The following is a 23,750-nucleotide window of genomic DNA, read 5'->3' as shown; positions in this document are numbered from 1 at the left end:
AGATGCCTCGTATAATAAAGATCCTTCTATTTTTTTAAATTCGGAATATTCGGTTTTTTAAATGCGGCCCTGCTTCTTGTTCCGCCTTCTTTTTCCAAAAACTCGGCGATCTCTTTACGCTCATAAGCAAGAGCCATGGATAAAGGAGTATAACCTTCTGCCTGAACATTGATAGAAGCTTTTTTACGAACCAGTTCTTTCACTACATTCGGAAGATCGAATACGATCGCAAGATGGATCGGTTTCCAACCCAAATAATCTGCATTTGGATCCGCACCTTTGTCTAAAGATTCCAAGGATTTGTTTTCGTTCTTATCGTATAAACTGGAGATAAGGATCCGATTTTGTTTTAGCCTCTCTTCTTCCGAAATTTTAGTTTCCGTATCCGTATTGGAATTTTCGGATTTGATCACACTGGAAGGATCTCCTGCAAATGCGTAATCATAAACAGGCTTGGAAGCCGGAGGTTTAGTATGATAATACAAAGAAGATCCGGAAGTACGAGGATGAGAAATTTTAGTCACTTCTTGAGAATTTGTCTGGCTGAAATAAATATCCCCATAGTTTTTATTAGTAAATAATAATGCAAGTATTGCCTGAGCAGTCCAAGGCGCCCAAGTCGCATAATAACCTTTGAATCCGGTCTCCAAAAAAGGAGAAGAATACATGGAGATCCTCTTCTTAGTTTCTTCGTCCCGGATCACTCCCATATCGTAAGCCATATTTCCGGCAGTGAAACAAGCTCCTAAAAGTAGAACGACTGCCCCTGGTGCAGGTTTTAAACCGGATGAAATTTGTTCATTAGAAACGAATTCTTTTCCCAAATAAAATCCGCCTACGGATTTTTGGTCATAAGGAGGTTGATCCAAATTAGTACCTACCCCATGTCCGGCATACAAAAGTATATTCGCATTTTGTGATGCTTCTTTAATTCCGGACCAAGGGTTATTCGGAGGATAAAATTCAGAGACGGAAACTCCCCTGTCTTTTAGGACTTTTACGAGTCCTTTGATATTATTTACGTATTCTCTAGTCTTTGGGCCTTCATTCCCATCTACTTCTCCGACTATGGCTACCGCTTTTAAACCTGAACCGGAAACTGTAGGCGAGGGGAGTTCCGCTCTTTTTTTGATCCCGGAGAAATTTTCACCGATTGCAGCTTTAGGATGGACCTGTTGTGCTGTGAGAGGCTGTAAATTGAAAGAAACTAGTAAAAGGACTAAACATCTTAATGGATAGGATTTATCAATAAATTTCATCCGCAAAACCCTATATGGGTTTTACCGGATGTCAAGACGGAAGTAGTGTGTATTCGGATGAAAATTATAGAAAGAATTTAATCTAAGATCCGGATCGCAGGCAAATTACCGATTTTAAATCTTTCTTTTTCATTCTTGGAGATGAATGTTCCTAAACGATCTAAAACCTTTAAGTTACACATTTCCGAAAAATTTTCTATTTCACCTTCGAATACAATATATTTAATCTTATGTTTTAAAATGTTCTCAATGACCCTGGATTGAAATGTTTCATGATGTTCCTTAAATTTATCGGAAGGGATCGTAAGGTCGGTGTGAAACCAAAGAGCAGGAAAGAAGGATTGTTTTCCGGATAGACCTAAGAGGATAGTCATATCACCCAGATATAAGATATTCTCCGGGTTCTTTTGGGAAAAATTTAAAAAAGAGTTATAATCGGAATATGAGATTTTTTTCTCATAAATAGCCGGCAATTTCCATCTAAGATCAAGATATCCTAAAGAGATCTTTGTTTCAGAATGCTCGTATATCATATCATTTGCCATACGAGTACGATTTACATTGGAATGGAATTCACGGGTTATTAAGAAGGCTAAAATCAGAAATATAAAATAGAAAGGATACTTTGTAGTATTCGTATTAGCTAAACAAATGAATGCAAAGAAAAAGAAAAACTGAATAAATCCGATTTGCGGCTGGTTTTTGCTGACCATCGAATAGAAAACGGCGGAAAAAAAGAACAAACCTCCTAAAATTATTTGAGATAAATATTTTTTTCTACTTATCTGATCATTTTGTTCGTTCCTTGTCTTCCAAGCGGTATAAAGAATTATACATACGGAAATTATTAGAAAGTTAAACAGTTTTACCGAATATTTAGAAGGATCGAATATCAAAATAAAATCAAAAAGGAACTTTATTATGAAAAGTAAAGAGCCTATACTTGTGCCGGCATTTCCGTTCTGTTGAGCAAGCGCCTGGATCCCTGAAAATCGATCTTGCCCCGTGCCTAAAGTGATTTGGAATAAATAGAAGAACTCTTCTTTCCAATCTATTCCGAAAATTAAGTTTATAAGAAGAACGAATGTGGATATACCAAGGATCGTTACTATGCTATAAAGTAAGAATTTTTTAAGATCGTTACTCTGTAAGCGGATCATTAATATAGGGATACCGAATATAAGCAATGCGGCGGGTATTTGTTTGCTTAAAAACCCTAAAAAGAATGAAACAAAAATCCCGGCTATATATATGGATCTAACGTTTTGTACCGCTAAGCTTGTTAGAAATAACGCTAATATTGAAAAGAAAAAAGAATGAGTTTCGATAAACGGAAAACCTATAGGCGGATAAAATAGGATCACGGATAAAAAAGAGAGGAGAGTCGATAAGAATACATTACCTCCTTCTTTCCGGAACCAGAGATAAGAGATCACACCTAACAGCCCGTTAAATAAAGAAGAGTGAACTAAATAAGAGATCCAATTCACTCCGAAAATCGAGAAAAAGAAAGCCTGGATGAGCGAAGGGGTGGTCCCCGCCGGAGCGGAAAAATCTTTGAAGGGTATCTGTCCGTTCAATATCCTCCATCCGCCGTCGAATACGATTGAACCATCTAAAGGTTGAAATCCGATCAAAGCAAAATGTAAATTATAAAAAAAACCAAACAGGAAAATAGAACATGGAATCAGTATATTTGAGAAAGAAGGATCCCAAGACTCGATAGTTGTATTCGCTTTAAGTAATTTATCTTTCAAAAAATCGATTCGGCTTTTTGTCCAAGAACTTGTCATTTACACTTCTCCTTTGGCATTCCGAATATTACTCGCAATTCCCTTTTATAAGAGTCAGGCCTGCGAATATGACGGGTTTTTCCCCTTTTTTGAGAATTGAAATTTTAGTTTTGCCCGATTTTGTGATATCGAATTCAATTTCGGATTTATTATTTTTGAAAAATTCAGGGTCCAAACTTTGGCTCAGGAATATCTTATCTTTTTGAGTAATTAAGATCTGAAGAGTCTCACCTGAAAAGTTTTGGCCGTTCTCGGTTTCAGAAAAGATTTTAGCACAATAATGCCCTGATCTGAAATATGTATTTATATCCGGTACAATCTTTTCGGTACCTAATAGAACCGAATTATTATTAAATTTGAAAGCTGTCCTATTTTCTATCGATCCTGCGGCTGCTCCTAGTTGGCATTCATGGATCATTTCTATATCAAGTTTTCCTGTTATATATGGATAATAAGACTTGAAAGGCATTGTATATGGGACTCTTTCCCATCTCCAGGCTTTTTCGCGGATTGGCAATCTTTTGCAGGCTTGCCATTCTATAAAAGGAGCATCCGAATACATTGCGGATGTATGTGCCCAAATGGAAATTATAGAGAATAATATAAGTAGAACTTTTAATAGAGTCCTTTTATAAGAAATAGTTACTGCTGGCAGAAGTAGGACTGCAAAAAAAGGCATAAGATCGCTTAGGAATCTAGTAGCATAAGAGACCCCTCCCCACCATATGAAATGTTTTCCATAGATGTATAGGTAGACAAGGGTAGAGAGTATAGTAGGTAGTATCAAAAATCCGATTTTTTTTCTGATTAGAAAAAATCCTAAAAAGGATAGTAACACGATAGGAGAGAATACGAATAAACCGAATCCGGGGCTGATCAATAGTCCACCGACTCCTTCCCATAGATCTCCTATGAATCTGTTGGGCATTCCGGATAGTGCAAAAGATTTCTCCATGAGATAATATCCACCCATTATATGCCCATATTCCAAATAATTCAGAAGTCCTAGGGAGCAAAGTGGTATGAGTATACCTGTAGCGGAGATAATAAGAAGTTTAATCTTCTCTTTTATGTAGAGATGACGAAGTCTCCAAAAAAATACCGGACCGAAAAGGCCTGCGATTATGATGGAAGGAGGTCTTACAAAAAAGAAAGATCCTAATATCATCCCAAGAAGAAAAGTTTTAGCAGGGGCGAAAATATCTTTAGAGAGAAAAAGAAAGATGCTTGCGACGGTTAAGAATTCTACGAATCCATGTTGCCATAAAGTTTGGGAAGTATTCGAGAAATGTGTTGTTCCAAAAGAATAAAGTAGAGTGATCAGAAGTGAGGTTCTCGCTGAGGCTGTTTTGGAAATCGCTTTAAAAAGTAAAATAGAAGTGATCACAAAAAGAAAAGAGGAAGAAAACTTTTCTAGATAAATAAAATCTTCGATAGCGTGCATTTTAGGGCCAGAGCTGGATAGATTGATCGTATCAGGAGTACGTATCTCTACTCCGATCAATTTTAAGGAAAAATAAACGATTGAATTGTACAAACCTGGTAATAAAGGAAAAGCACTTAGTAATTTTCCGTCGTAAACAGTGAGAAAGAAAGGATGTTCTATATAATCACCGGAGGGCAGTTGAGAAGGTACATCTAAGACTTCTTTGTCCGGGGTCCACTCGGACGCTGGAATGACGGGGAGGTTTATGAAAAATTCTGAAAGATCCAGATTTCCGTCTTTTTCCAAACTGAAGGGGATTAATTTAGTTCCGTGAGAGTCTTCACTCGAATAAAGTCTAGTTACTGAAGTTGGGATAGTAAATAGTAATAAGAATAAAGTTAAAGGCCCTAACTTGGAAAAGTTTTTCCAGATATCCCTGACCTTTTTTGTTTTGTTATAGGAAACTCCAATAGAAACAGAAAGTAAAATGAGAATGTAGAAAGTTTTAAAGTTTTTGAACAAAGTCCCATAGACTGTTGGCGAGAAAAAATAAAGTGCAATGTATATTCCGGTTAACGCGGAAATGATCACCTGGGATATTAAATCTTTGATAGATTGGTCTTTCCATCTGTTCTTATGGAAAAAGTAGGACAAAAAACCGATTCCTAACCCAAAACCTACCCAAGCCAAGTGCCTAGAAAAACCGGAAAGGATCTGATTTGTGAAAGAAGATGAAATGAATACGATGCCGATAAACAGGGAATTGAAAATTGCTAGCATAGCTGAATGAACGCCTTTATTTATATCTTTTTTCGATTTCGGTTTTAGCAGAAGTTTCTACTTCTTCGAAAGAGCCATTGGGGTCGAAATGAGTTTGAGATAGGGCCTTCAATCCGAAATTCCCATACTCGGTCTTGATCCATTTTTCGATCTGGACTTTAGTTTCCGTAGATCTTTTAGTATGAGGTTTACTTTTCAAAATAAAATCTAAAAGTTCTTGGATCCCTTTTTTAGTTTTTACACTGGTCAGAAAAATGGGTGGAATACTCCCACCTGGGACAATATCACGTAAAAACTCAAGAGTAGTGGAAAGAGTATGATAACTTGCTCTGGCAAGATTTTCTTCATCACATTTGTTTAATATGAATGCATCCGGGACTTCCATGATCCCGCTTTTCATGAATTGGATCTGGTCTCCTCCCAAAGGAACCATGACCAAGAAGGAAATATCCGCCAATTTGGAGACTTCTATCTCGTTTTGGCCGATCCCTACTGTTTCCACGAATATAAAATCGAAAAAACAACGAAGCAATCGGATCACATGATAGGTATAAGGATTTAAACCTCCCAATTCCAATTGGCTGGGTTGGGATCTGAAAAAAATCCTCTTCTCTCTTACCGGTAGAGAAAGCCTGGTTCTATCCCCAAGTAAAGAACCTCCACTGATATGAGAAGATGGATCTATGGCGACTACTGCCATTTTTTTGTCCGGGACCGTTTGTAAGAAGTTGGTGGAGATCTCTCCTAATAGAGAGGACTTTCCTGCTCCAGGAGTTCCAGTAAACCCTATGGTTACGGATCTATTTCCGTTAAAGCCTGAGTTCTCTAATTCTTTGAATAGAACTTTACGAAATTCGAATGAATCCGGTTTTTCCAGTTCGCTGATCAGCTTCGCAAGAGGATATTTTTCCCCTTGAGAAGCTTCTTGGATCAGTTCTTTGAGTTCCTTTTCTGCAAACCGTACGGTCATGCCTTAAACGGAAGCTGGAATTTTCTCGGTTACGATGTCTATGATACGATCCATTACATCCATCAGATCATAATCTTTAGGAGTGAAGATTGCCTTCACTCCGATGGAATGTAATTTTTCGAAATCAGGTTGAGGAATAATCCCTCCGAAGACCACAGGTATATCCGCTTTATAATGTTTTAATTCTGCGAATATTTGTTCTGCAAGTTCCACATGAGATCCGGAAAGTATGGATACTCCGATCACATTTGCGTTTTCTTCGACTGCGGATTGTACGATTTCTTCCGGAGTTAATCTGATGCCTGAATAGATCACGTCGAATCCCGCATGTTTTGCGGATACCGCGATCATTTCTGCACCGTTGGAATGGCCGTCTAACCCGGGTTTGCCTACTACGATCTTAGGTCTTGCTCCGGTTGCTTTTTGGAACTTCTCCACTTTGTTCCTGACATTGGATACTTTGTCGGATTCCAAATTGAGTTTTTGTCCTTCTACTCCGGTGGATGGACGATATTCTCCGAATATTTTTCTGAGTGTATCCGCCCATTCTCCAGTAGTCACAAGAGCCTTAGCACATTCTACGGAAGCGAACATTAGGTTCTTTCCGTTTTTAGCATCGTCTTCTAATCTTGCTAGAGATTCCGCAACCTTCTTCGCATCTCTTCTTGCTTTTACATCGGAGAGTACTTTGAGAGTTTGTTCTGCGGATTTAGGATCTACTTTGAAAATCCCTCCGTCAGGATCGTTGGTAAGAGGGGAGGGGATCCCTTCTTTCCATTTGTTCTTTCCTACGATGATAAGTTCGTCGTTATTGATCTTTGCGAGTCTTTCCGCTTGGGATTTTACGAGCTGGGCTTTCATGTACCCGTTCTCGATCGCTTTGATTGCTCCGCCCATTTCTTTGATCTTTTGGATCTCTTTATTTGCGTTCTCGATCAGATCTTTTACTTTACTTTCCACGACTCTGGAACCTTCGAATAGATCCGGATATTCGAGAAGATCCGTTTCATATGCAAGTACTTGTTGTAAACGAAGTGACCATTGCTGGTCCCAAGGACGAGGAAGTGAAAGTGCCTCGTTCCATGCAGGAAGTTGGAGTGCGCGGCATCTTGCGTCTCTGCTTAAGGTAACTCCTAAAGCTTCGATCAAAATTCTCCATGCGTTGTTTTCAGGTTGTTCTTCCGTTAATCCGAGTGAGTTTACTTGGACTCCGTAGCGAAATCTGCGGTACTTCTCACTTTTTACTTGATAAATTCCTTTTGTGATCTCTTCCCACATATCGGAGAATGCGCGCATCTTACACATTTCTTCGATGAATCTGATACCTGCGTTTACGAAGAAGGAGATCCTACCGACGCATTGCTCGAATTCTTCGTGAGTGAAACAGTTCCTTTCTTTCACTGCGTCTAGGATTGCCATTCCTGTTGCGAGTGCGAATGCCAGTTCTTGCACAGGAGTTGCTCCCGCTTCTTGCAAATGGTAAGAACAAATATTGGATGGGTTCCATTTCGGAATTCTTTTCAAACAATATTCGTACATGTCCACGATGATACGGATGGAATGTTCCGGAGGGAAAATGTAGGTCCCGCGAGCCAGATATTCTTTGATTATGTCGTTTTGAGTGGTTCCTTGTAGCTTGGAAACGTCTTCTCCTCTTTCTTCGGCTAACGCCACATAAAGGGAAAGAAGCCACATGGATGTCCCGTTGATGGTCATGGAAGTGTTCATTTCTTCGATCGGGATCTGATCGAATAGGATCCGGAAGTCCTCCAATGTGTTGATTGGAACTCCTACTTTTCCGATTTCCGGTCTTGCGATTGCGTGATCTGAGCTATAACCGCATTGTGTGGGAAGATCAAAGGCGATGGAAAGGCCTGTTTGACCCTTTGCCAGGTTTTTTCTAAAGAGTTCGTTGGACTCCTTTGCGTTTGTATGACCCGCGTAAGTTCTGAAAATCCAAGCCGGCTCTTTGCTGGGATTTCCGGTCTTATCGTAAAGGATATGGTCTTTTTTTTCCATCTTCTTGCCCTCGGAATATGCCTCTTAGTTTAGTTCAAAATGTGTTGGTATAATTTCACCTAAATTTTTAACGTAGCTCCGAAATCCGTAGGAGAAGAATTCCGCCGCATGGACTTGGAAAGAAACAGAAAAGCAAACCCCGCGCTCATTTCACTCTCGACGCTGTTTCTCACCGGTCTTCTGACCCTTCTCTATTCTTGGCACGGTGACCCGTCCAACGGAGAAAGTTTCCGAACATTGGCGGAATTACGTTCTCTTTCAGAAGACGGAAAATTTTTCTCCTTCAGAGAACCTCTTCCATTTTTGCTCTTATCCTTTTGGAAATCGATCTTTGGTTTGAATTATATACCTGCTTATCTCTCTTTCGGAGCATTTTTCCTGAGTTTAGGCATTCATCTTTGCGCATATATCATGGAAAGAGAGAGCTGGAAACTGAATCATTATTTGTTCTGTTATATTGCTGCGATCAATCCGTTCTCTTATCTAGTTCCTCTGAATATGTTGGGAGAATTAGTCGCCTTTTCATTCCTGCTCGTACTATTTCTTTCCTTTAGAATGGAAACGGTAGTGGATCTTTTGATCTTAGTCTCCTGTACGGTTCTTGGATTTTTCTCTCATTTCACTTTTTTCCTGATAGGATTTACTATCTTTGTGATCAAGGCCGGGACGGTTGGGATCAGAGAGAAGAAGAAGCAGCAATCCGTATTTTTCAAAAGAAGAAACCTTCCTAAACTTTTCTTATTCGGTTATCTTTCCGTTCTTGTGCTGGGAATTATTCTATTAGGAAATCTTAATTTTTACGGCGCCCATTCTTTCGGGTTCATGGGCCAATCCGTTTGGAAATACCTTTTAGGATTCGGTTCTTTTATTCTAATACTGTTTGTAGGCGTTTTTTTACTTCGTTCCGAAAAGGAATTGAATTCACTCCCAGCTTCTATCGGGATCTTTGCTTTGATTGCGGTTTCCGGATATTTTACGATCCGTCCTGTTTTAGGTGTGGATAAAATAAAGTTAAGCTCTCTTGCTAAAGATGTAATATCTTTAAGAGGAAGATTGATCGTAGATCAGGACGAAAGAATCTATGTTTCTCCGGAAACTTCCGCTTATTTATATTTTACTTCTAAACAAAAAACACATTTTACTTCTTATCCTGAAATAAGAGAAAAAGATTATATTCTTTTATCCGAAGTTTGGGCGGTAGACAGAAAACTTTTACAAAGAGAAGTAAAAGCGAAGAATACTCCCTATCTGTTTTTATCCGGAGAAAGAGTGCTGATCAATGGATTCTTATGGAAAAGAATACAAACTGATCCTAGTTTAAAAACCTTAAAGGCCAGATCTATCGAAGCCAGGTCGGAACTTTCCGATCAAAAAGGATATGATGATCTGAAAGCATTTTTCATTTCTTGGCTTTCTTCTTCCAAGGCTCCTGATGTATGAGTAAAAAGCCGCAAGACTCCGATTATATCGCTTACGGAGCCAACGGTCTACCATTCGAAACTTCCTATTGGGATGAGATCTATGGAAGCGGGAAGGATGTGGATGCTTCTTTCAACGCGAAAGAACATGCAAAATACATAAAGTCCGTTTTTGATCTGATGCAGGTCCATCCCAGAAGTATTGCTGACTTCGGTTTCGGTAAGGCATTACTTTTAAAAGAATTCGTAAAAATATTCCAACCGAATCGTATATTTGCGGTGGACCCTTCCGAAGAAATGATAGATGCGATCGCAAAACAAAAATGGATCCGTTCTTATAATCTATCTTTTCTACATTCTACTATCCAGGATCTGGAACTGAAACATATTCATCTTCCTCCATTCACTCTTGGTATTTGTAATTCGGTAGTTCAGTATATAGAAGATAAACATCTTCCTAAGGTTTTTGAAAAACTGCATAAGATCGTAAATTATCTCTATTTTACTGTCCCTACAAAGAACGATTACGCAAGAATGAAGAAGGAGATCTACTTTACGGATCCTTATGCCCACCAAAGATCCAAAAAGTATTACGAAAAACTAATCCGCCCTTATTTCAGAAGAGTTGCATTCAATCTTCTGGAAAGCAGGATCACGAAAGACAGCCCGTTTTGTGACGAGCTGTTCGTGGACGATTGACTATCTGTGATGGAGTTTACATCTCTTGTGGCTCCAGTTATCCGGGCCGCGCTGATATTCACGGCAAGCCGATCAATATTAGTTTGGTTTTCATCTTAGTTTCCTGATCTTTTTAAACATTAAGTTTTTATTATGTACTTCTCTTGAAGAAGAAGTGAGATTCTCCCTTTGGGGCCAAAAAGGAAAAACATTGACGTATAACTTAAGTGCTAAGTCCGAAATGAGCAATACCCCTTGAGGTAGAGAAGGGGAAAAGTTAGATCGGTTTGAGAGAAAACAAAAATTGGATTCTATGTCGCTAAAAGGCTAAGAGAGATAAATATTCGAATAGAGTTTTATTCTCCGATAGATATCATGTTCCAAACGATGTCTGCAAGTTAGCCTGAAGCGAATATGGAAATAGTGAAAGAAAAGGAAACAGATAGATTTGCAAGGGAAGAATTTTATTCCCAAAATTACAGGATCGCCTCTTATTTTTTCGGGATCGTATGTGCGATCACCATATGGGGAGCGATCTTAGAATACGTTCGATCCAATTTTCTTTTACTCTATTTGGATCTGATCTCTGCTTTTATTTGTTTGTTCAGTCTGGGAGTGATCCGGTTTTACTCCAAAAATTATTTCAGAAAGAACCTGATCGTATTCGGTGGACTCTTCATTTTATTACTTTTGGAAGTAGAGACACAATTCCACGACAACGAATATTATTTTTACGATAATAATATGTGGATCACGAACCAAGTGATCCTCTTTTTGGTGAGTCTATTCTTTAACGGAAGACCGATTTTCTATACAATCTATTCTTTTTCCGTAGTTGCATTTTATATTCTTAGGATCTTTCCGGAAGGAAGCGGATATTTTTCGGACAGGACCTTATGGGTGCAGATCAGCAATATGAGCGCACTCCAATTGTTTATCTGTTTATGTAATACTTGGTGGTATGGATACAGAACTGAATATCTAAAGAAGACTAAAAAACTTCAGGAAAGATTATATGACGAAAGAGAAGCAATCACTAGGGATCTTCATGATTATCTAGGAGCTAAAGTTACGGATCTAAATTTATTAGTTCGTTCTATCCAGGGTTATAAGAACGGAGATACGGACGCACTCCTGCAGTTGGAAAAATTATCCGAAGATATTTTTAAGGGGATCAGAGAGATCACCGCAAGTATGGCGGATGTTAAACTGATCTCAGAAGATATCTGGAGTGGAATAAGGGTATTATTATTGAGAAGGTACGGTAACGCCGGAAGAAAAGTCAGATTTACTCGAGAAGGAGAAGATGACTTTCATATAGATACGGAAAAGGCGGAACAAATTTTAGGAATAGTAACGGAGATATGTTCCAACGATCTAAAATATGGTTCCGGAACTTCGCATTGGATCTTCTCTCCTAAAAAAGATTCCATAGAAATATCCATTCGAACTCGCACAAATTTCCAAGAGATGAGAATAGGCTCCAAAGGAAATAAGACCATCCGATTCAGAACTTCCGCAATCAACGGAGAATGGAAAGAAAATCTAGAAAATCGTGACTTCAAAGGGTTCCTGGAGATCCCGATCCGTCAGTTACGGAGAATTTGATTCGTGAAATTATATAAAATTGCGATCTTAGAAGACGATCCTGCATTTGCGAGCCAGTGCAAAGAAAGATTAAAAAAAATGAATAGAGTTACTAAGGTAGAAGTTTATAATTCCGCCGAGGAGTTTCCTAAAGAAAGGGATGTTCCTTATGACTTAGTATTCGTAGATATAGATCTTCCCGGCAAAAGTGGATTGGATTTTATTTTAGAAAGATACTCCGCGGATTCCAAAACAGGTTACGCAATTTTATCCGCATTTGAATCGGAAGAGGCATTATTCAAGGCCCTAAAAGCGGGGGCGATCGGATACATATTAAAAAAAGATGTAGGAGATATCCAAGAAAAAGCGGAAATACTTTTAGAAGGGGGAGGGATACTTTCTCCGGGACTTGCCGCAAGAGTCATCCACTCTTTCCGTAAAACTACCCAAAAGGAAGTGGAAGTGTTATCCAATCGGGAAAAGAAAGTGTTGGATATGATCGTAGACGGCAAAAGAACCAAAGAAATTGCAGCCTCCTTAGGTACTAAAGAAGGAACGGTAAGGGTCCAGATCAAAAGTATATTCAGAAAACTGCATGTGAATTCCAGATTGGAATTGGTAAGAAAATTTTCTTAGATTATTTTACCTTCTCCCACCAAGCTTCGGAAATCGGATCTTTTTGCAGATCCAGCCATTCTCCCGGTTTTAAGGAACTCAAACAAGCTGTTTGGCATAAAACTAATAAGAATAAACCGAATAGAACTAAAGAAGTGTAAATCGTGGCTTTCTGTGCTTATTTTCTAAGTTTTTAAAATCAGAAAATTCGGCTTAGCTTACTTTTTTGGGAAGAAGTTTGACAAGATTTCTTAAAGATCTATGATCTGGGTCCTTACACGGATACATCCGTTCCGATAGATTTGGTATGCAAACTTATTTAGAAACTCCTTCCGAATGTTTTTCCAATTTAAAGGATTATCCTTTTTCTCCTAATTATATTTCCGTAGGAGAATTCAAAATGCATTATGTGGACGAGGGTCCTAAAAATGCAAAAGAAACGGTTTTATTATTACATGGAGAACCGAGTTGGTCTTATCTTTATAGGAAGATGATACCTCCTTTATCAGAAAAAGGTTATAGAGTGATAGCACCCGACCTGATCGGTTTCGGAAAATCGGATAAACCGACGGATCTGAAAACTTATACGTATAAGAATCATGTTGACTGGCTGAAAAATCTAATTGTTGCTTTAGATCTGCAAAATATTACTCTCTTCTGCCAAGACTGGGGAGGTTTATTAGGTTTAAGAGCGGTAGCGGAATTGGATTCTCGCTTTGCAAGAGTATGTGCTGCGAATACTTTTCTGCCTACTGGAGATATTCCTCCTAAAGAAGATTTTTTAAAATGGCTTCGTTTCTCCCAAGAAGTAAGTAAACTTCCCGTGGGAAAGATCATCCAAAACGGATGTGTGAGTAAATTAAGTCCCGATATCATCCATGCTTATGATTCCCCTTATCCGGATGAATCTTATAAAGCAGGAGCAAGAAAATTTCCGACTCTTGTGCCGATAACTCCCGATAATCCTGAAACGGAAAGGAATCGCCAGGCTTGGATGTTCTATAAGAATTTCAAAAAACCTTTTATAACTATGTTCAGTGATTCGGATCCAATCACAAAAGGTGGAGATATATTCTTTCGAAGGACTATCCCGGGTGCAAAAGGACAAAAACACACAGTAATCCAAGGAGCAGGACATTTTCTTCAGGAAGAAAAGGGTGAGCTGCTTGCAGAACTTCTTTCCGAGTTTATCCAAAACAATCCATAGTCATACTTTCTGTTTTATAGATTTTGCATATTCTGTAACTATTTTTAGAAAGTTCGGATTTTCTAAAAATTCTTTGAATAGATCGAATTCCTTTTTTAAGTTCTCATACAAGTTTCCTTGGAAAAAATTATTCGATATTTCTTTTTCCGCTTTGATGAGTTTAGGATCCCATTGAGAGAGTTTTTCCAATACTTTTAGGCCTTTCGCAATTGAATCGCCTTCTGTAACGATTTCATCTATGATCCCTAATTCTAATGCGTCTTGGGAACGGAGAGGTTCTCCAAGTAATGTCAAAGATAATGCTTTTGTTGGGCCTACTTTTCGAGCTAAAGTAGTGATCAAAGGAGGGCCTCCGAAACGGATTTCCGGCCGGAATAAGAATGTTTTCTTTTCTGCCAGAATATAATCCCCGGAAAGCGCTAGATCGAATCCTCCTGCGGAACAAAAACCTTTTAGTACACAAACTAGAGGTTTTGGAAAAGAATATAGTTCATAATGATATTCTAAAATACGGTGCTTGAAAGATCCTAGTTTTGTTTCGACTACTTCTTCTAGATCGTAACCGCTGCAAAAGTTTTTGCCATTTGCTCCTAAGAGTATCCCCCTGACCTTAGGGTCTTTTTTGGATTCTGAAAAAATCGATTCTAATTCGTCTCTGATCCTTATGTTTAATGCATTATTGGATTCAGGACGGTTTAAAAGTACAATTAGTAATCCGTTCCGGTTCTCTATACTCAGATGTTTATAATCCATGAAAAGATTTAATAAGGTTTATTTTTAAAATTCAAATGAAAATGGATCCTTTTTTTGCGCGAATTCGGTAACCTTTTTAGTTCGGAGTAGAAGCTAAAGGAAATGAAAGGAACCCGCTATGTTATCTAAGATCCGATTTTTTGCTTTAATTTTAGCTGCACTAACTCTTGGAATGAGATTTGCACATGTGATGGAGGCTGCGCCCAAATTGTATTGGGAAGCAGAACTATATTTTCAAGTGCAAACTAGTTTATATAAATATTTTGCGATTATAGGTCCTATCGTGCAGATAGGTTCCATTCTTCTTATTTTTACGATCGCTTATCTTTCTAAAGGTACAAGGTCTTTTCGTTATACGATCTTGAGCGCCTTCTCCTTTATTTTCTCTTTAGGAGTTTGGTTCTTTTTTGTGGCCCCCGCTTCTTCTCAAATCAAAGAATGGACTGTCACTCATACGATCCCGGAACATTGGAATAGTATAAGATCGGCATGGCAATTCGGCCAAGTAGGCGCGTTCAGTTTTGATCTGATCGCATTTTGCCTTTTGGCAAGTTCCGTTCTTTTTGTAAAGGAAGACTCTATACAAAGATCTTAATCAAATGAGTAGCTCGCTCCTAATAATATCGCAGGGATATCCGATCTTAATGAATGTTTGAATTCGTTTACTCGGATATCCTCTTTCGAAAATGCTGCATGGTTGAAGTTCCAATCTGCGGAACCTCCATTATAAACTCTCACCGGAAGATAATATAGAAGTGTAAAATCGAATTTCCATTTTCCGGTGGAATATCCGAATCCACCGGAGACCAGATCTTGGACCATGATACCGGCTTGGAGTGCATTGGTGCCTTCCGATCTTAAAACTCCGGAGTTATGCCTTGCACCTAGTCTCCAAGTCCAATCGTTTACGATCCATTCTCCTCCGATCCCTAATGCCCATGAATCATGATACCCTAAATTCTGAGGGATCACATTCGTTTGTCCGAATGCAGTCGGGAACACGGGGGCTGCCAATGTTTGTTTATAAGTAGAAGTATAAGAAGCATAATTATAATATAATGCATCCACCCCGATCTTGAATGTATCCGTTCCATAAGAAAAACCTAATCCATGTCTTTCCGGAACTGCAAATGTTCCAGAAACTCCCGTCCTGCTGGGATAAGAACCCACTTGCATACTTCCATCCAAAGGGATTTTTGCGGAAGTTTGGTAAGAATAAGCGATCTTTAATGTATCTGTGATCTGGTAAGTGGTTCCGAAAATCCCGCCGAGCGCATATGCATTTTTACTTTTATAGTCAAAACCTTGGCCGGGGACTTCAATATTTCCCGTGATATCATGAAACTTTTGGTAAGCGATCTGTCTGGAATAAATTCCTTCTATTCCTAAAGCTATAGAGAGTCCGCCGATCTTATAAGAGAGCGCATGAGTGGATTTGACCAGATAAAAAGTGGAGGAATAACTTTCTTGTATTCTTCTGGAATCTCCTACTGGACTCGGAAGTTTCATCCCTGACCAATCGTTCAAACTTTGGTCGTTAGGTGTGATCCTTGTGAGTCCGGAAACTTCTCCATTTCCGCCGCCTGGTATATAAATTCCTCCTCCATATGTCCATTTTTCGTTGATTGGAATTCGGATCGCAAAATATGGAAGAGGGGCGAGCACGTTATAGGATTCGGAGTTTTCGTAAGAGAGATTTGGGTCCGGATCCGAGAATTTATCTTTGTATACTGTACGGATGTACGGTAAAGAAACTCCGAATTCCAACTCTTTGCGATTTTTGAGACTTAAGTTAGCTGGATTGGTCCCTATATCCATAGGAGATCCCCCGATCGCTAAATTTACTCCTCCCATACCTCCGTATCTCGCATTATGAGAAGGTTGAAAAAGTCCAACAGCTTCTAACTTGGGAGCAAGGAAAGAAATTATAGCTAAGAAAAACAGGGAGGATTTTTTACGAACTCTAGATCGAAAAAGCATGCTTCAAGGAATTCGTTACGGTTTTTTTTACAAGTGCTTTCTTTTTAAAATTCAAAATATAAAACTGGCGCATTCCTGAGACGAGGTAAGGTTTTAGAATGAATTCGAATGAGTTACGCGCATTACGAAAAGAAACTGATCCATTGGCGGACGAAATAGTCACAAAATATTTTACTGAATCCGCTTTTGATAGAGAAAAGACGATGCTCTTTTTTGACGCGCTTTCTAGGAACTCGGATCCAATTCCTGCAGGCTTACCGGACTATCTTGAAAAATATTTTTATGAAACGGAAGATCTTCCTTCTTGGGCGGATAAAAATAAGATCGCAAAAGGAGAGCAGCTATTCACCATTTACGGTCCTCAGATCTTAATGATGCTTTGTGTTAAGTCTCTTCCCATGGCGTATTCTTGCGGAGATGGCGCACAGGTACTTTACAAAACCGGAAGATTAATAGAACAGAATGGAGTGATAGACGGAGTCAACCGAAGGCTCATGGAAACGACACAGTTCGTGATCTCCGTCGCTCAAGAAAATGGACTTGGGCCTCAAGGAAAAGGGATCCGCACCGCCCAAAAAGTAAGATTAATGCATGCATCCATACGTTATTTTCTGAGTAAGGGGAAAGATTGGGATCCTGCTTGGGGACAACCGATCAACCAAGAAGATATGGCGGGTACTCTACAGTCTTTTTCCAGTTTAGTGATAGAAGGTCTCGGTCAGTCCTCTTTAAAACTCAGTCAGGAAGAAAAAGACGCATACATTCATTTATGGAGAGTAGTAGGATATTTTATCGGGGTAAAACCTGAACTTTGTCCGGAAGGATACGATACGGCACATTCTTTAGGCGAGTCGATATTTAATGACCAGCAAAAACCTTCGGATGCAGGCAAGATACTTGCAAAATCTTTGTTGGACTTTATGGAGTATATGCTCCCGGGAAATTTATTCGATAATCTTCCATTATTTTTTCTGCAAACATATATGGGACAAAAAACAAGCGAAGTGCTCGGTTTAGGATGGCCTCCTAGAAATCCTTTGGGTTATTTTATGGAAAGGATATTTAAGGATATAGACTCTCATGTGGATGATGATGAGGGCTTCGGAAAGTTAGTCGCTTATTTTGCTTCCAAACTTCTTTTTTCTATGGATCATTTTTATTACGGCGGAAAAAAAGCCAGGTTCTGGATCCCGCCTTCATTAAGAGAGAATTGGAGACTATAAAGGATGAGTTTTTGGCAGACATTGGCAACGGATCCGGAGTATTTCGGACGTTATACGCTTATTGAGAATATTTGCCTGCTACTAGGCGTGGTTTTTTGGGCTTATATGTATGCAGTTCTTCTAATAGAACCGTTTAAGAAAAAATTCGTAGAGATGCCCGTTTTTATCGCCTGCGGGAATATTATCTGGGAATTACTATGGGGTTTCTTCTTTAAAGAGCCCATGGGCGCGATATTACTTTGGGGCTATAGGCTTGGATTCGTATTGGACATAGTGATTTTCTATCAAGTTATACGATTCGGTAAAAAACAAATTTCCTTGCCAATCTCGGACAAAGGATATAAATTCCTTTTAGGCATTTTGGTGGTGTCTTGGGGATTATTGATCTATACTTTCTATAAAGGAGGTTATGATCTTTTTACCGGATCTAACTCCGCTTATATCTTGAGTTTGATCATTTCGGTAATGTATCCTATCCTTTTCTTGAAAACTGGAGATCCGAACATGTTCTCCTATCCTGTCTCTTGGGCGAAGTTTTTAGGTAACGGATTCTTTACGATCTTCATCTTTCTATACTTTCCGGAGCAATACTTTGTTCAAACATTGAGCGGGCTCGGAACAATAGCGGACATTTATTATGTTTGGATCTTTACGCGCCAAAAGTATTCGCCCTCTAGAGTGTGAACTTTAAAATTTAGTTCGGGTGGGGTTTCGGGGCCGCATAGGTTTCGAAAAAGATAAAATTGGAAACTACGCAGGATTTGTCCACAGACAGAGTTCCTTATGAATTAGGGGAGTTGCTGTACGAGGACAGTTTTTCCCAAACATATAGAGGAAAATTCGGCAGGACCAGAGAGCCCAAGATCATTCGAGTACAAAGACCGGAGGGGAAGGAAACCTCTTCGGTGTATTTTCTGAATGAATTCGAATTGGGTAAACTGGTCAGTGATCCTGGCATTCTCAAACCGGAAGACATGTTCGAAAATTCGGACGGTATCTGTTTGGTGTATGAAAATATCCCTTCTAAACTTCTGCACCAAAGTTTAGCGGGATCAATTTCTCTAGAAACTTTTTTAGAGATAGCATTAGCGATCACGGAAAATCTCGCAAAATTACATTCTTTCGGGATCGTTCATAATCAAATTTCTCCAAGAGCTTTTTTCTATAATCCGGATACTGGAGAGACAAAGCTTGCCTGGTTAGGCGGAGCTTCTCTTCTTCTTTCCGAGAAAGGAAGTTATGCGCCTCTTAGATATACATTCGATATTTTACCTTATTGTTCTCCCGAAAATACCGGGAGGCTGAATCGTCCTGTCGATTTTAGATCCGACGCATATTCTTTAGGCGCATTATTCTATAAAATGATCTCCGGGACCCCTCCGTTTGAGACGGAAGATCCTTTGGAGATGGTCCATTATCATATCGCAAGATCTCCTGTCTCTTTAGTAAAGAGGAGAGAAGATGTTCCTAGTGCGATCTCTACTTTGGTGGACAAATTACTCTCTAAGATGCCGGAAGAAAGATATTTCTCTTTGGAAAATCTGATACATGATCTAAAGAGTATTAAAGATTCTTTAAAGTCCAAACGTAAATTATCCGAGTTTGTTCCTGGTGTTTACGAAAGAAAAGTAGGTTTTAGGGATTCGCCTCGTATCTACGATAGGGACAGGGAAAGAAAAGAGATCGAATCCGGGATAGTGAACGTAACTAACGGAAGAAGGTCCGCTGTATTCATCGGAGGCAAATCCGGTACCGGTAAAACGGCTCTAGTAGAAGATGCGATCACTTATTTGGATATATACTCCGTAGTTCTATTGCGGGGAAAATTCGAAGAAGACAAGAAGGAGATCCCTTATTATGCATTTCGCCAGATCATGGATGATCTTTTAAGAAGGATACTTCAGAAAAAAGAAGAAGAGATCATTCTACTTAAGAATTTTATAAAGGAAACTCTAGGGGACAATATAGAGATCCTAACACAATTCCTGCCGGATCTGGGAAAAACTTTAGGAATAGAAATACCTGTAAAAACAAATAAGAGGCAGAAGGACGAAAAGATCCTATTTGCGGTCGCCCTTAGGTTCTTAACTCTTTGTTTTGATCGAAAAAACCCTGCGATCATTCTAGTGGATGATCTGCAATGGGCGGATTCCGCTTCTATTGCATTGCTCGAATTCATATTGAGCAGCGAGGATTGGGAAGGGTTATTATTCGTTCTTACCAGTCGTTCTGAAGATGCGGATTTCTTTCCGAATGTGAATGTAAAACAAGGCTCTCCAGGCTTGGATCTAAGAGAGATACGCCTTACTCCTCTAAATGAGCACAGCGTTTTTAAATACGTATCCGATAGTATCCATGTTTCTGCAGAAGATGCGAATAGGCTCGCAGAAGTTCTGGTCTCTAAAACGGGGGGAAATCCTTTATTTTTGCATCAATTCCTGAGATCCTTATATGAAGAGGGATGTCTGAGTTTCGATCCGAAAACTGCTTATCATAGAGTAGACTGGGATATGCTTTTACAGAGAACGGTTACGGATAACGTTCTGGATCTGTTCTTGGATAAGGTGGGAAAACTTCCGGATGAAACTCTGGAGGTTTTGAGAGTAGGGGCCTGTATCGGTGCAAAATTCGATCTAAAAGATATGTACGATTTTTTCAAGACAAGGCCCGGGGTTTTGTCTAGAGGAATTCGAGAGGCAATTAGAGAAGGGATCGTATTTTACAGAGAATCCGGAAATATGTTATTCCCGGCCCTTCAGTATATTTCTCAAAGAAAGATAGAAGAATCCGGAATGTATTCTTCTCTTTCGAATGTGCAGTTCCATTTTTCTCATGATAGAATGATCCAAAGTATTTTGGACGCAACTGACTCTGCGGAAAAAGCAAGGATCCATAATACACTTGCAAAATTACTAATAGAACGCGAAAAATCCTCAGGTGGATCCGAACAGATCCTAGATATCGCAAATCATCTGCTGCGCTCCAGGGAATTGTACACGAATGGGCAGGAGAATGAGGACTTCTTCCATTATACGATACTCGCGGGGAACTCCGCAAAATCAGGTGCTGCTTACGAATCTTCTTATTCTTTTTTCAGTTTACTTGCTTCTCAGCTTAAAGACTCTTATTGGCAGAAAGATAGAAAGAATGCGATCCATATCTTAAAGTCACTCGCTGAATCAGCATATTATTTATCCAGAAGAGAAGAAGCGGAGAAGATAGTATCCGATCTACTTTCCAAACTCAATAGCCCGTCCGAAAAAGCGGATGTTTATCTGATGCAATTAGAAGTGATGAACGTCTATAACGATCTGGATTCCGCATCCAAGATCGGGATCAAGGCATTACAATCTCTTGGAATAGGTTTTAAGGAGAAGCCGGGGATTTTGGCAGTACTTGGTGAAGTGCTGAAGATGGTCTTTTACAGCAGAGGAAGATCTCCCGAAAAATTAGTAAATGCAAAGGATAGTAAAGATCCGTATAAAACGGAAGCTTTAAACATCTTAGTCAACCTTCTAAACTATGGAAAACATATGGATATGAAGGTGATGGCTTATATTTATTTAAAGCTGATCAATCTTACTTTAAAAGAAGGAAACGCTCCATTTAGTTTTTTCGGTTACGCAGGATTCGGCTCCATTCTTCTTTCCATCAATGGGAATTTTCAGCAGTCCATGAGATATTGGACTTTGGCGGAAAAAATATTAAAAAAATTCAAATCAGATGAACTCTATGGAAGATTCGTCTTCGGCCGGACAATTCTTCTGGATTATTTTATGTATCCTTTCCGTTCCATAGTGGATTATACGGAAGAAGCATTTCATAAATGTATGCAGTATGGAGATTATCTATGGGCCGCGTTTGCACTTTTCTCCCAAAATACGAACCAGTTATACTCCGCAGAAAATTCAATTTCCTATAGAGAGAAGATCAAAGAAAATTTAGAAAGAGGTTCTAAACTAAATTACGATATTCTGATGATCCTTTTGCATTCTTCCGATTCTTATCTGGACCGTTTAGAAGGAAAATCTACTGAAACTATACGATATAAGGACAATTTATACGCCGACCAGGAATTCGAGTCTAAGGTTTTGGGATCTGCAGGAAATGGAACCGCTAATTCTTGGTATGCTACTTTATTCGGGTCTATCGCTTATTTATCCGGTTATTATTTAGAAGCGGAGAGAATTTTCAAAAAGTATCATCCGGATCTGGAAAAATCCAGGATCATGTTCATCTATTCCGAATATAGATTTTATAGATCTTTAGGACTTTTGAAATTACGTAAGAAGAAGTTAAAGATAACCGAAAAGTTTTTCTTTAGATATTCTTTATATTTATTTAAACTTTGGTCAAGGATCTATCCGCCTAGTTTCCAATTATTCTATTTTGTATTGGCAGGGCTTTACGAAGATTACGCAGGAAGAAATGAGAACGCATCCAAATACTTTGATATGGCGGTGCAGCAAGTCGAGTCAGAACCGAACGATTTTAGAAAAGCGGTCGTATACCAACACGTAGCAGAATGGAGTATAACGCAGGGTAGGACCTCCTACGGAAAATTTTTAATGCAGAATGCGGTTAGACTTTATGGATCTTGGGGAGCCAAATCCATCGTGAACTTACTCAGGGATGAGTACGGAGAATTGCTTCGCCCTCAGGGGACACCAAAACGTTCTGTGGAAAAAATTCTGGCGGATTCTATGCTTTCCACATCTTTTAGCCTGGATTTAAGGACAGTGCTAAAGGCTTCTCAAAGTATTTCGGGAGTGATCGAGTTAGGGGAATTATTACGACAACTGATCCGGACTATCATGGAGAATGCTGCGGCCACCAGAGGTTTCTTAATTCTTCCTCAAAACAAAGAGTTATTTTTGATGGCAGGCTCGGATATAGAAGAGCCTGGATTTTTGCCTAAACCGATCTCCTTGGACGAAGCAGGACATCTTCTTCCATTAGAAGTAGTATATTTCTGTTTTCGTTCCGGACAGAAGGTTTTGATCTCAGATGCAGCGAAGGATTCTTTTTATTCGGTGAATCCTTATATTAAAAGAAGTAAACCTAAGTCTTTGTTATGTATGCCGATCACAAAACAAGGAAGAACATTATGCGTCCTTTATTTAGAAAATCGACTTACTGCCGGGATCTTCGACGAACATAGATTGGAGATCCTGGAGATACTTTCCGCTCAGGCCGCAATTTCATTAGAGAATGCGAAATTGTATGAAGATATTACCCGTATGAATTCGGAGCTGGAAAGAAAAGTAAATGAACGGACTGAAGAACTAGCCAGATCTCTTTCCATTATCCGAAAGGACATGTTGTATTCCCAGAAGATCCAGAGAAGTATTCTTCCGGAACTAAAAAGTATTCCCGGCATGAGATATTCCGTTAATTATCTTCCAATGGATGAGGTAGGAGGGGACTTCTACGATATATGCAGATTAAGCAATGGGAGATATAGATTTTTCTTAGCGGATGCGACAGGTCACGGAGTCCAAGCGGCGCTGGTTACGATGGCAATCAAGGGAGAATACGAAAGTTTAAAATCCTCTTTGGAAAAGCCGGGAGAAATACTTTCCGGTTTAAATAATTCCATTTTAAATAAATACAAAACACTCTATTTTACCGGAGCGATCTGCGATGTAGATCTTTCGGAGAAAAAAGTATATTTTGCATCCGCAGGTCATATCTCACAATTTTTAGTACGTTCTTATCAAACGGAAGAAATGCCTAAGACGGGAGCTATCTTAGGGTTTGTAAAAGATTATCCTTATAGAACCGAAGAATATAAAATAGAATCCGGAGCCAGGATCTTTCTTTTTTCGGACGGGATTTATGAGCAGTTCGATGAGGACAAATTAGAATACGGAGAGGAAAGATTTTTGCATTCCATTCGAGCCAATGCTCAATTCGAACCTCAGATCCAGGCAGAACGGATACTCTCCGATCTCCAAAATTTTATTTCTAAAAGTTCTATCCAAGATGATATTACTCTTTTGATCTTGGACATAGATTGAACGTCTTTCTTATTATCGCTTG

General features: G+C 39.2%; 16 protein-coding genes. 9 read left to right on the top strand and 7 right to left on the bottom strand.

Annotated features, from left to right (window positions below; all coding sequences use genetic code 11):
• Nucleotides 1–26 precede the first annotated feature (26 nt).
• From EHR06_RS08695 to EHR06_RS08675, 5 genes are all read right to left on the bottom strand, one after another.
• A complete protein-coding gene (locus tag EHR06_RS08695) occupies nucleotides 27–1,259 on the bottom strand; it encodes an ankyrin repeat domain-containing protein (RefSeq protein WP_135756635.1) in 1,233 nt (410 codons plus the stop codon).
• A 77-nt stretch (nucleotides 1,260–1,336) separates the two neighbouring features.
• Complete coding sequence (locus EHR06_RS08690) at nucleotides 1,337–3,016, bottom strand: ArnT family glycosyltransferase (RefSeq protein WP_135756634.1); 1,680 nt, start codon at nucleotides 3,014–3,016, stop codon at nucleotides 1,337–1,339.
• Between the two features lie 64 nt (nucleotides 3,017–3,080).
• Nucleotides 3,081–5,258: a dolichyl-phosphate-mannose--protein mannosyltransferase gene (locus EHR06_RS08685; RefSeq protein WP_135756633.1), complete on the bottom strand. Its 2,178-nt coding sequence runs from the start codon at nucleotides 5,256–5,258 to the stop codon at nucleotides 3,081–3,083.
• 16 nt (nucleotides 5,259–5,274) lie between these two features.
• Complete coding sequence (locus EHR06_RS08680) at nucleotides 5,275–6,228, bottom strand: P-loop NTPase family protein (RefSeq protein ID WP_135756632.1); 954 nt, start codon at nucleotides 6,226–6,228, stop codon at nucleotides 5,275–5,277.
• Between the two features lie 3 nt (nucleotides 6,229–6,231).
• Entirely contained in the window at nucleotides 6,232–8,247 is a 2,016-nt protein-coding gene (locus EHR06_RS08675) for a protein meaA (protein ID WP_135756631.1), read from the bottom strand.
• A gap of 108 nt (nucleotides 8,248–8,355) precedes the next feature.
• Between EHR06_RS08675 and EHR06_RS08670 the strand changes: the two genes are divergently transcribed.
• From EHR06_RS08670 to EHR06_RS08650, 5 genes are all read left to right on the top strand, one after another.
• Entirely contained in the window at nucleotides 8,356–9,687 is a 1,332-nt protein-coding gene (locus EHR06_RS08670) for a hypothetical protein (RefSeq protein ID WP_135756630.1), read from the top strand.
• On the top strand, nucleotides 9,684–10,364 hold the full coding sequence (locus EHR06_RS08665; RefSeq protein ID WP_135756629.1) for a methyltransferase domain-containing protein: 681 nt from the start codon (nucleotides 9,684–9,686) through the stop codon (nucleotides 10,362–10,364). Before EHR06_RS08670 ends, EHR06_RS08665 begins: the two co-directional genes overlap by 4 nt.
• 393 nt (nucleotides 10,365–10,757) lie before the next feature.
• Entirely contained in the window at nucleotides 10,758–11,951 is a 1,194-nt protein-coding gene (locus tag EHR06_RS08660) for a sensor histidine kinase (protein ID WP_135756628.1), read from the top strand.
• A 3-nt stretch (nucleotides 11,952–11,954) separates the two neighbouring features.
• Nucleotides 11,955–12,566 carry a LuxR C-terminal-related transcriptional regulator gene (locus EHR06_RS08655; protein ID WP_135756627.1) on the top strand — a complete coding sequence of 204 codons (612 nt, stop codon included), beginning with the start codon at nucleotides 11,955–11,957 and terminating at the stop codon, nucleotides 12,564–12,566.
• 286 nt (nucleotides 12,567–12,852) lie between these two features.
• On the top strand, nucleotides 12,853–13,752 hold the full coding sequence (locus EHR06_RS08650; protein WP_135756626.1) for a haloalkane dehalogenase: 900 nt from the start codon (nucleotides 12,853–12,855) through the stop codon (nucleotides 13,750–13,752).
• On the opposite strand, the gene EHR06_RS08645 is transcribed toward EHR06_RS08650, so the two are convergent.
• Complete coding sequence (locus tag EHR06_RS08645) at nucleotides 13,753–14,505, bottom strand: enoyl-CoA hydratase/isomerase family protein (RefSeq protein WP_135756625.1); 753 nt, start codon at nucleotides 14,503–14,505, stop codon at nucleotides 13,753–13,755. It abuts the gene before it with no gap.
• 118 nt (nucleotides 14,506–14,623) lie between these two features.
• Here EHR06_RS08645 and EHR06_RS08640 point away from each other — a divergent pair, with 118 nt between their 5' ends.
• A complete protein-coding gene (locus tag EHR06_RS08640) occupies nucleotides 14,624–15,100 on the top strand; it encodes a hypothetical protein (RefSeq protein ID WP_135756624.1) in 477 nt (158 codons plus the stop codon).
• Here EHR06_RS08640 and EHR06_RS08635 read toward each other — a convergent pair.
• Nucleotides 15,097–16,485: an OmpP1/FadL family transporter gene (locus EHR06_RS08635; protein WP_135756623.1), complete on the bottom strand. Its 1,389-nt coding sequence runs from the start codon at nucleotides 16,483–16,485 to the stop codon at nucleotides 15,097–15,099. The genes EHR06_RS08640 and EHR06_RS08635 overlap by 4 nt on opposite strands.
• 98 nt (nucleotides 16,486–16,583) lie before the next feature.
• On the opposite strand from EHR06_RS08635, the gene EHR06_RS08630 reads away from it, so the two are divergent.
• From EHR06_RS08630 to EHR06_RS08620, 3 genes are all read left to right on the top strand, one after another.
• On the top strand, nucleotides 16,584–17,708 hold the full coding sequence (locus EHR06_RS08630; RefSeq protein WP_135756622.1) for an oxygenase MpaB family protein: 1,125 nt from the start codon (nucleotides 16,584–16,586) through the stop codon (nucleotides 17,706–17,708).
• 3 nt (nucleotides 17,709–17,711) lie between these two features.
• The gene (locus EHR06_RS08625) at nucleotides 17,712–18,392 is read left to right on the top strand and encodes a transmembrane-type terpene cyclase (RefSeq protein WP_135756621.1); all 681 of its coding nucleotides are present in this window, start codon (nucleotides 17,712–17,714) and stop codon (nucleotides 18,390–18,392) included.
• Between the two features lie 77 nt (nucleotides 18,393–18,469).
• Nucleotides 18,470–23,728 (top strand): trifunctional serine/threonine-protein kinase/ATP-binding protein/SpoIIE family protein phosphatase, encoded by a 5,259-nt coding sequence (locus EHR06_RS08620; RefSeq protein WP_244288547.1) that lies wholly within the window; start codon nucleotides 18,470–18,472, stop codon nucleotides 23,726–23,728.
• Nucleotides 23,729–23,750 lie beyond the last annotated feature (22 nt).

The organism is Leptospira dzoumogneensis, from assembly GCF_004770895.1.
Lineage (GTDB): Bacteria > Spirochaetota > Leptospiria > Leptospirales > Leptospiraceae > Leptospira_B > Leptospira_B dzoumogneensis.
This window is presented reverse-complemented; position numbering and strand designations above follow the sequence as displayed.

What these genes read in the sequence shown, in the direction of transcription:
- EHR06_RS08695 (WP_135756635.1), bottom strand. Translation starts at nt 1,259, where the DNA reads ATGAAATTTATTGATAAATCCTATCCATTAAGATGTTTAGTCCTTTTA.
- EHR06_RS08685 (WP_135756633.1), bottom strand. Translation starts at nt 5,258, where the DNA reads ATGCTAGCAATTTTCAATTCCCTGTTTATCGGCATCGTATTCATTTCA.
- EHR06_RS08680 (WP_135756632.1), bottom strand. Translation starts at nt 6,228, where the DNA reads ATGACCGTACGGTTTGCAGAAAAGGAACTCAAAGAACTGATCCAAGAA.
- EHR06_RS08675 (WP_135756631.1), bottom strand. Translation starts at nt 8,247, where the DNA reads ATGGAAAAAAAAGACCATATCCTTTACGATAAGACCGGAAATCCCAGC.
- EHR06_RS08670 (WP_135756630.1), top strand. Translation starts at nt 8,356, where the DNA reads ATGGACTTGGAAAGAAACAGAAAAGCAAACCCCGCGCTCATTTCACTC.
- EHR06_RS08665 (WP_135756629.1), top strand. Translation starts at nt 9,684, where the DNA reads ATGAGTAAAAAGCCGCAAGACTCCGATTATATCGCTTACGGAGCCAAC.
- EHR06_RS08660 (WP_135756628.1), top strand. Translation starts at nt 10,758, where the DNA reads ATGGAAATAGTGAAAGAAAAGGAAACAGATAGATTTGCAAGGGAAGAA.
- EHR06_RS08650 (WP_135756626.1), top strand. Translation starts at nt 12,853, where the DNA reads ATGCAAACTTATTTAGAAACTCCTTCCGAATGTTTTTCCAATTTAAAG.
- EHR06_RS08645 (WP_135756625.1), bottom strand. Translation starts at nt 14,505, where the DNA reads ATGGATTATAAACATCTGAGTATAGAGAACCGGAACGGATTACTAATT.
- EHR06_RS08640 (WP_135756624.1), top strand. Translation starts at nt 14,624, where the DNA reads ATGTTATCTAAGATCCGATTTTTTGCTTTAATTTTAGCTGCACTAACT.
- EHR06_RS08635 (WP_135756623.1), bottom strand. Translation starts at nt 16,485, where the DNA reads ATGCTTTTTCGATCTAGAGTTCGTAAAAAATCCTCCCTGTTTTTCTTA.
- EHR06_RS08630 (WP_135756622.1), top strand. Translation starts at nt 16,584, where the DNA reads ATGAATTCGAATGAGTTACGCGCATTACGAAAAGAAACTGATCCATTG.
- EHR06_RS08625 (WP_135756621.1), top strand. Translation starts at nt 17,712, where the DNA reads ATGAGTTTTTGGCAGACATTGGCAACGGATCCGGAGTATTTCGGACGT.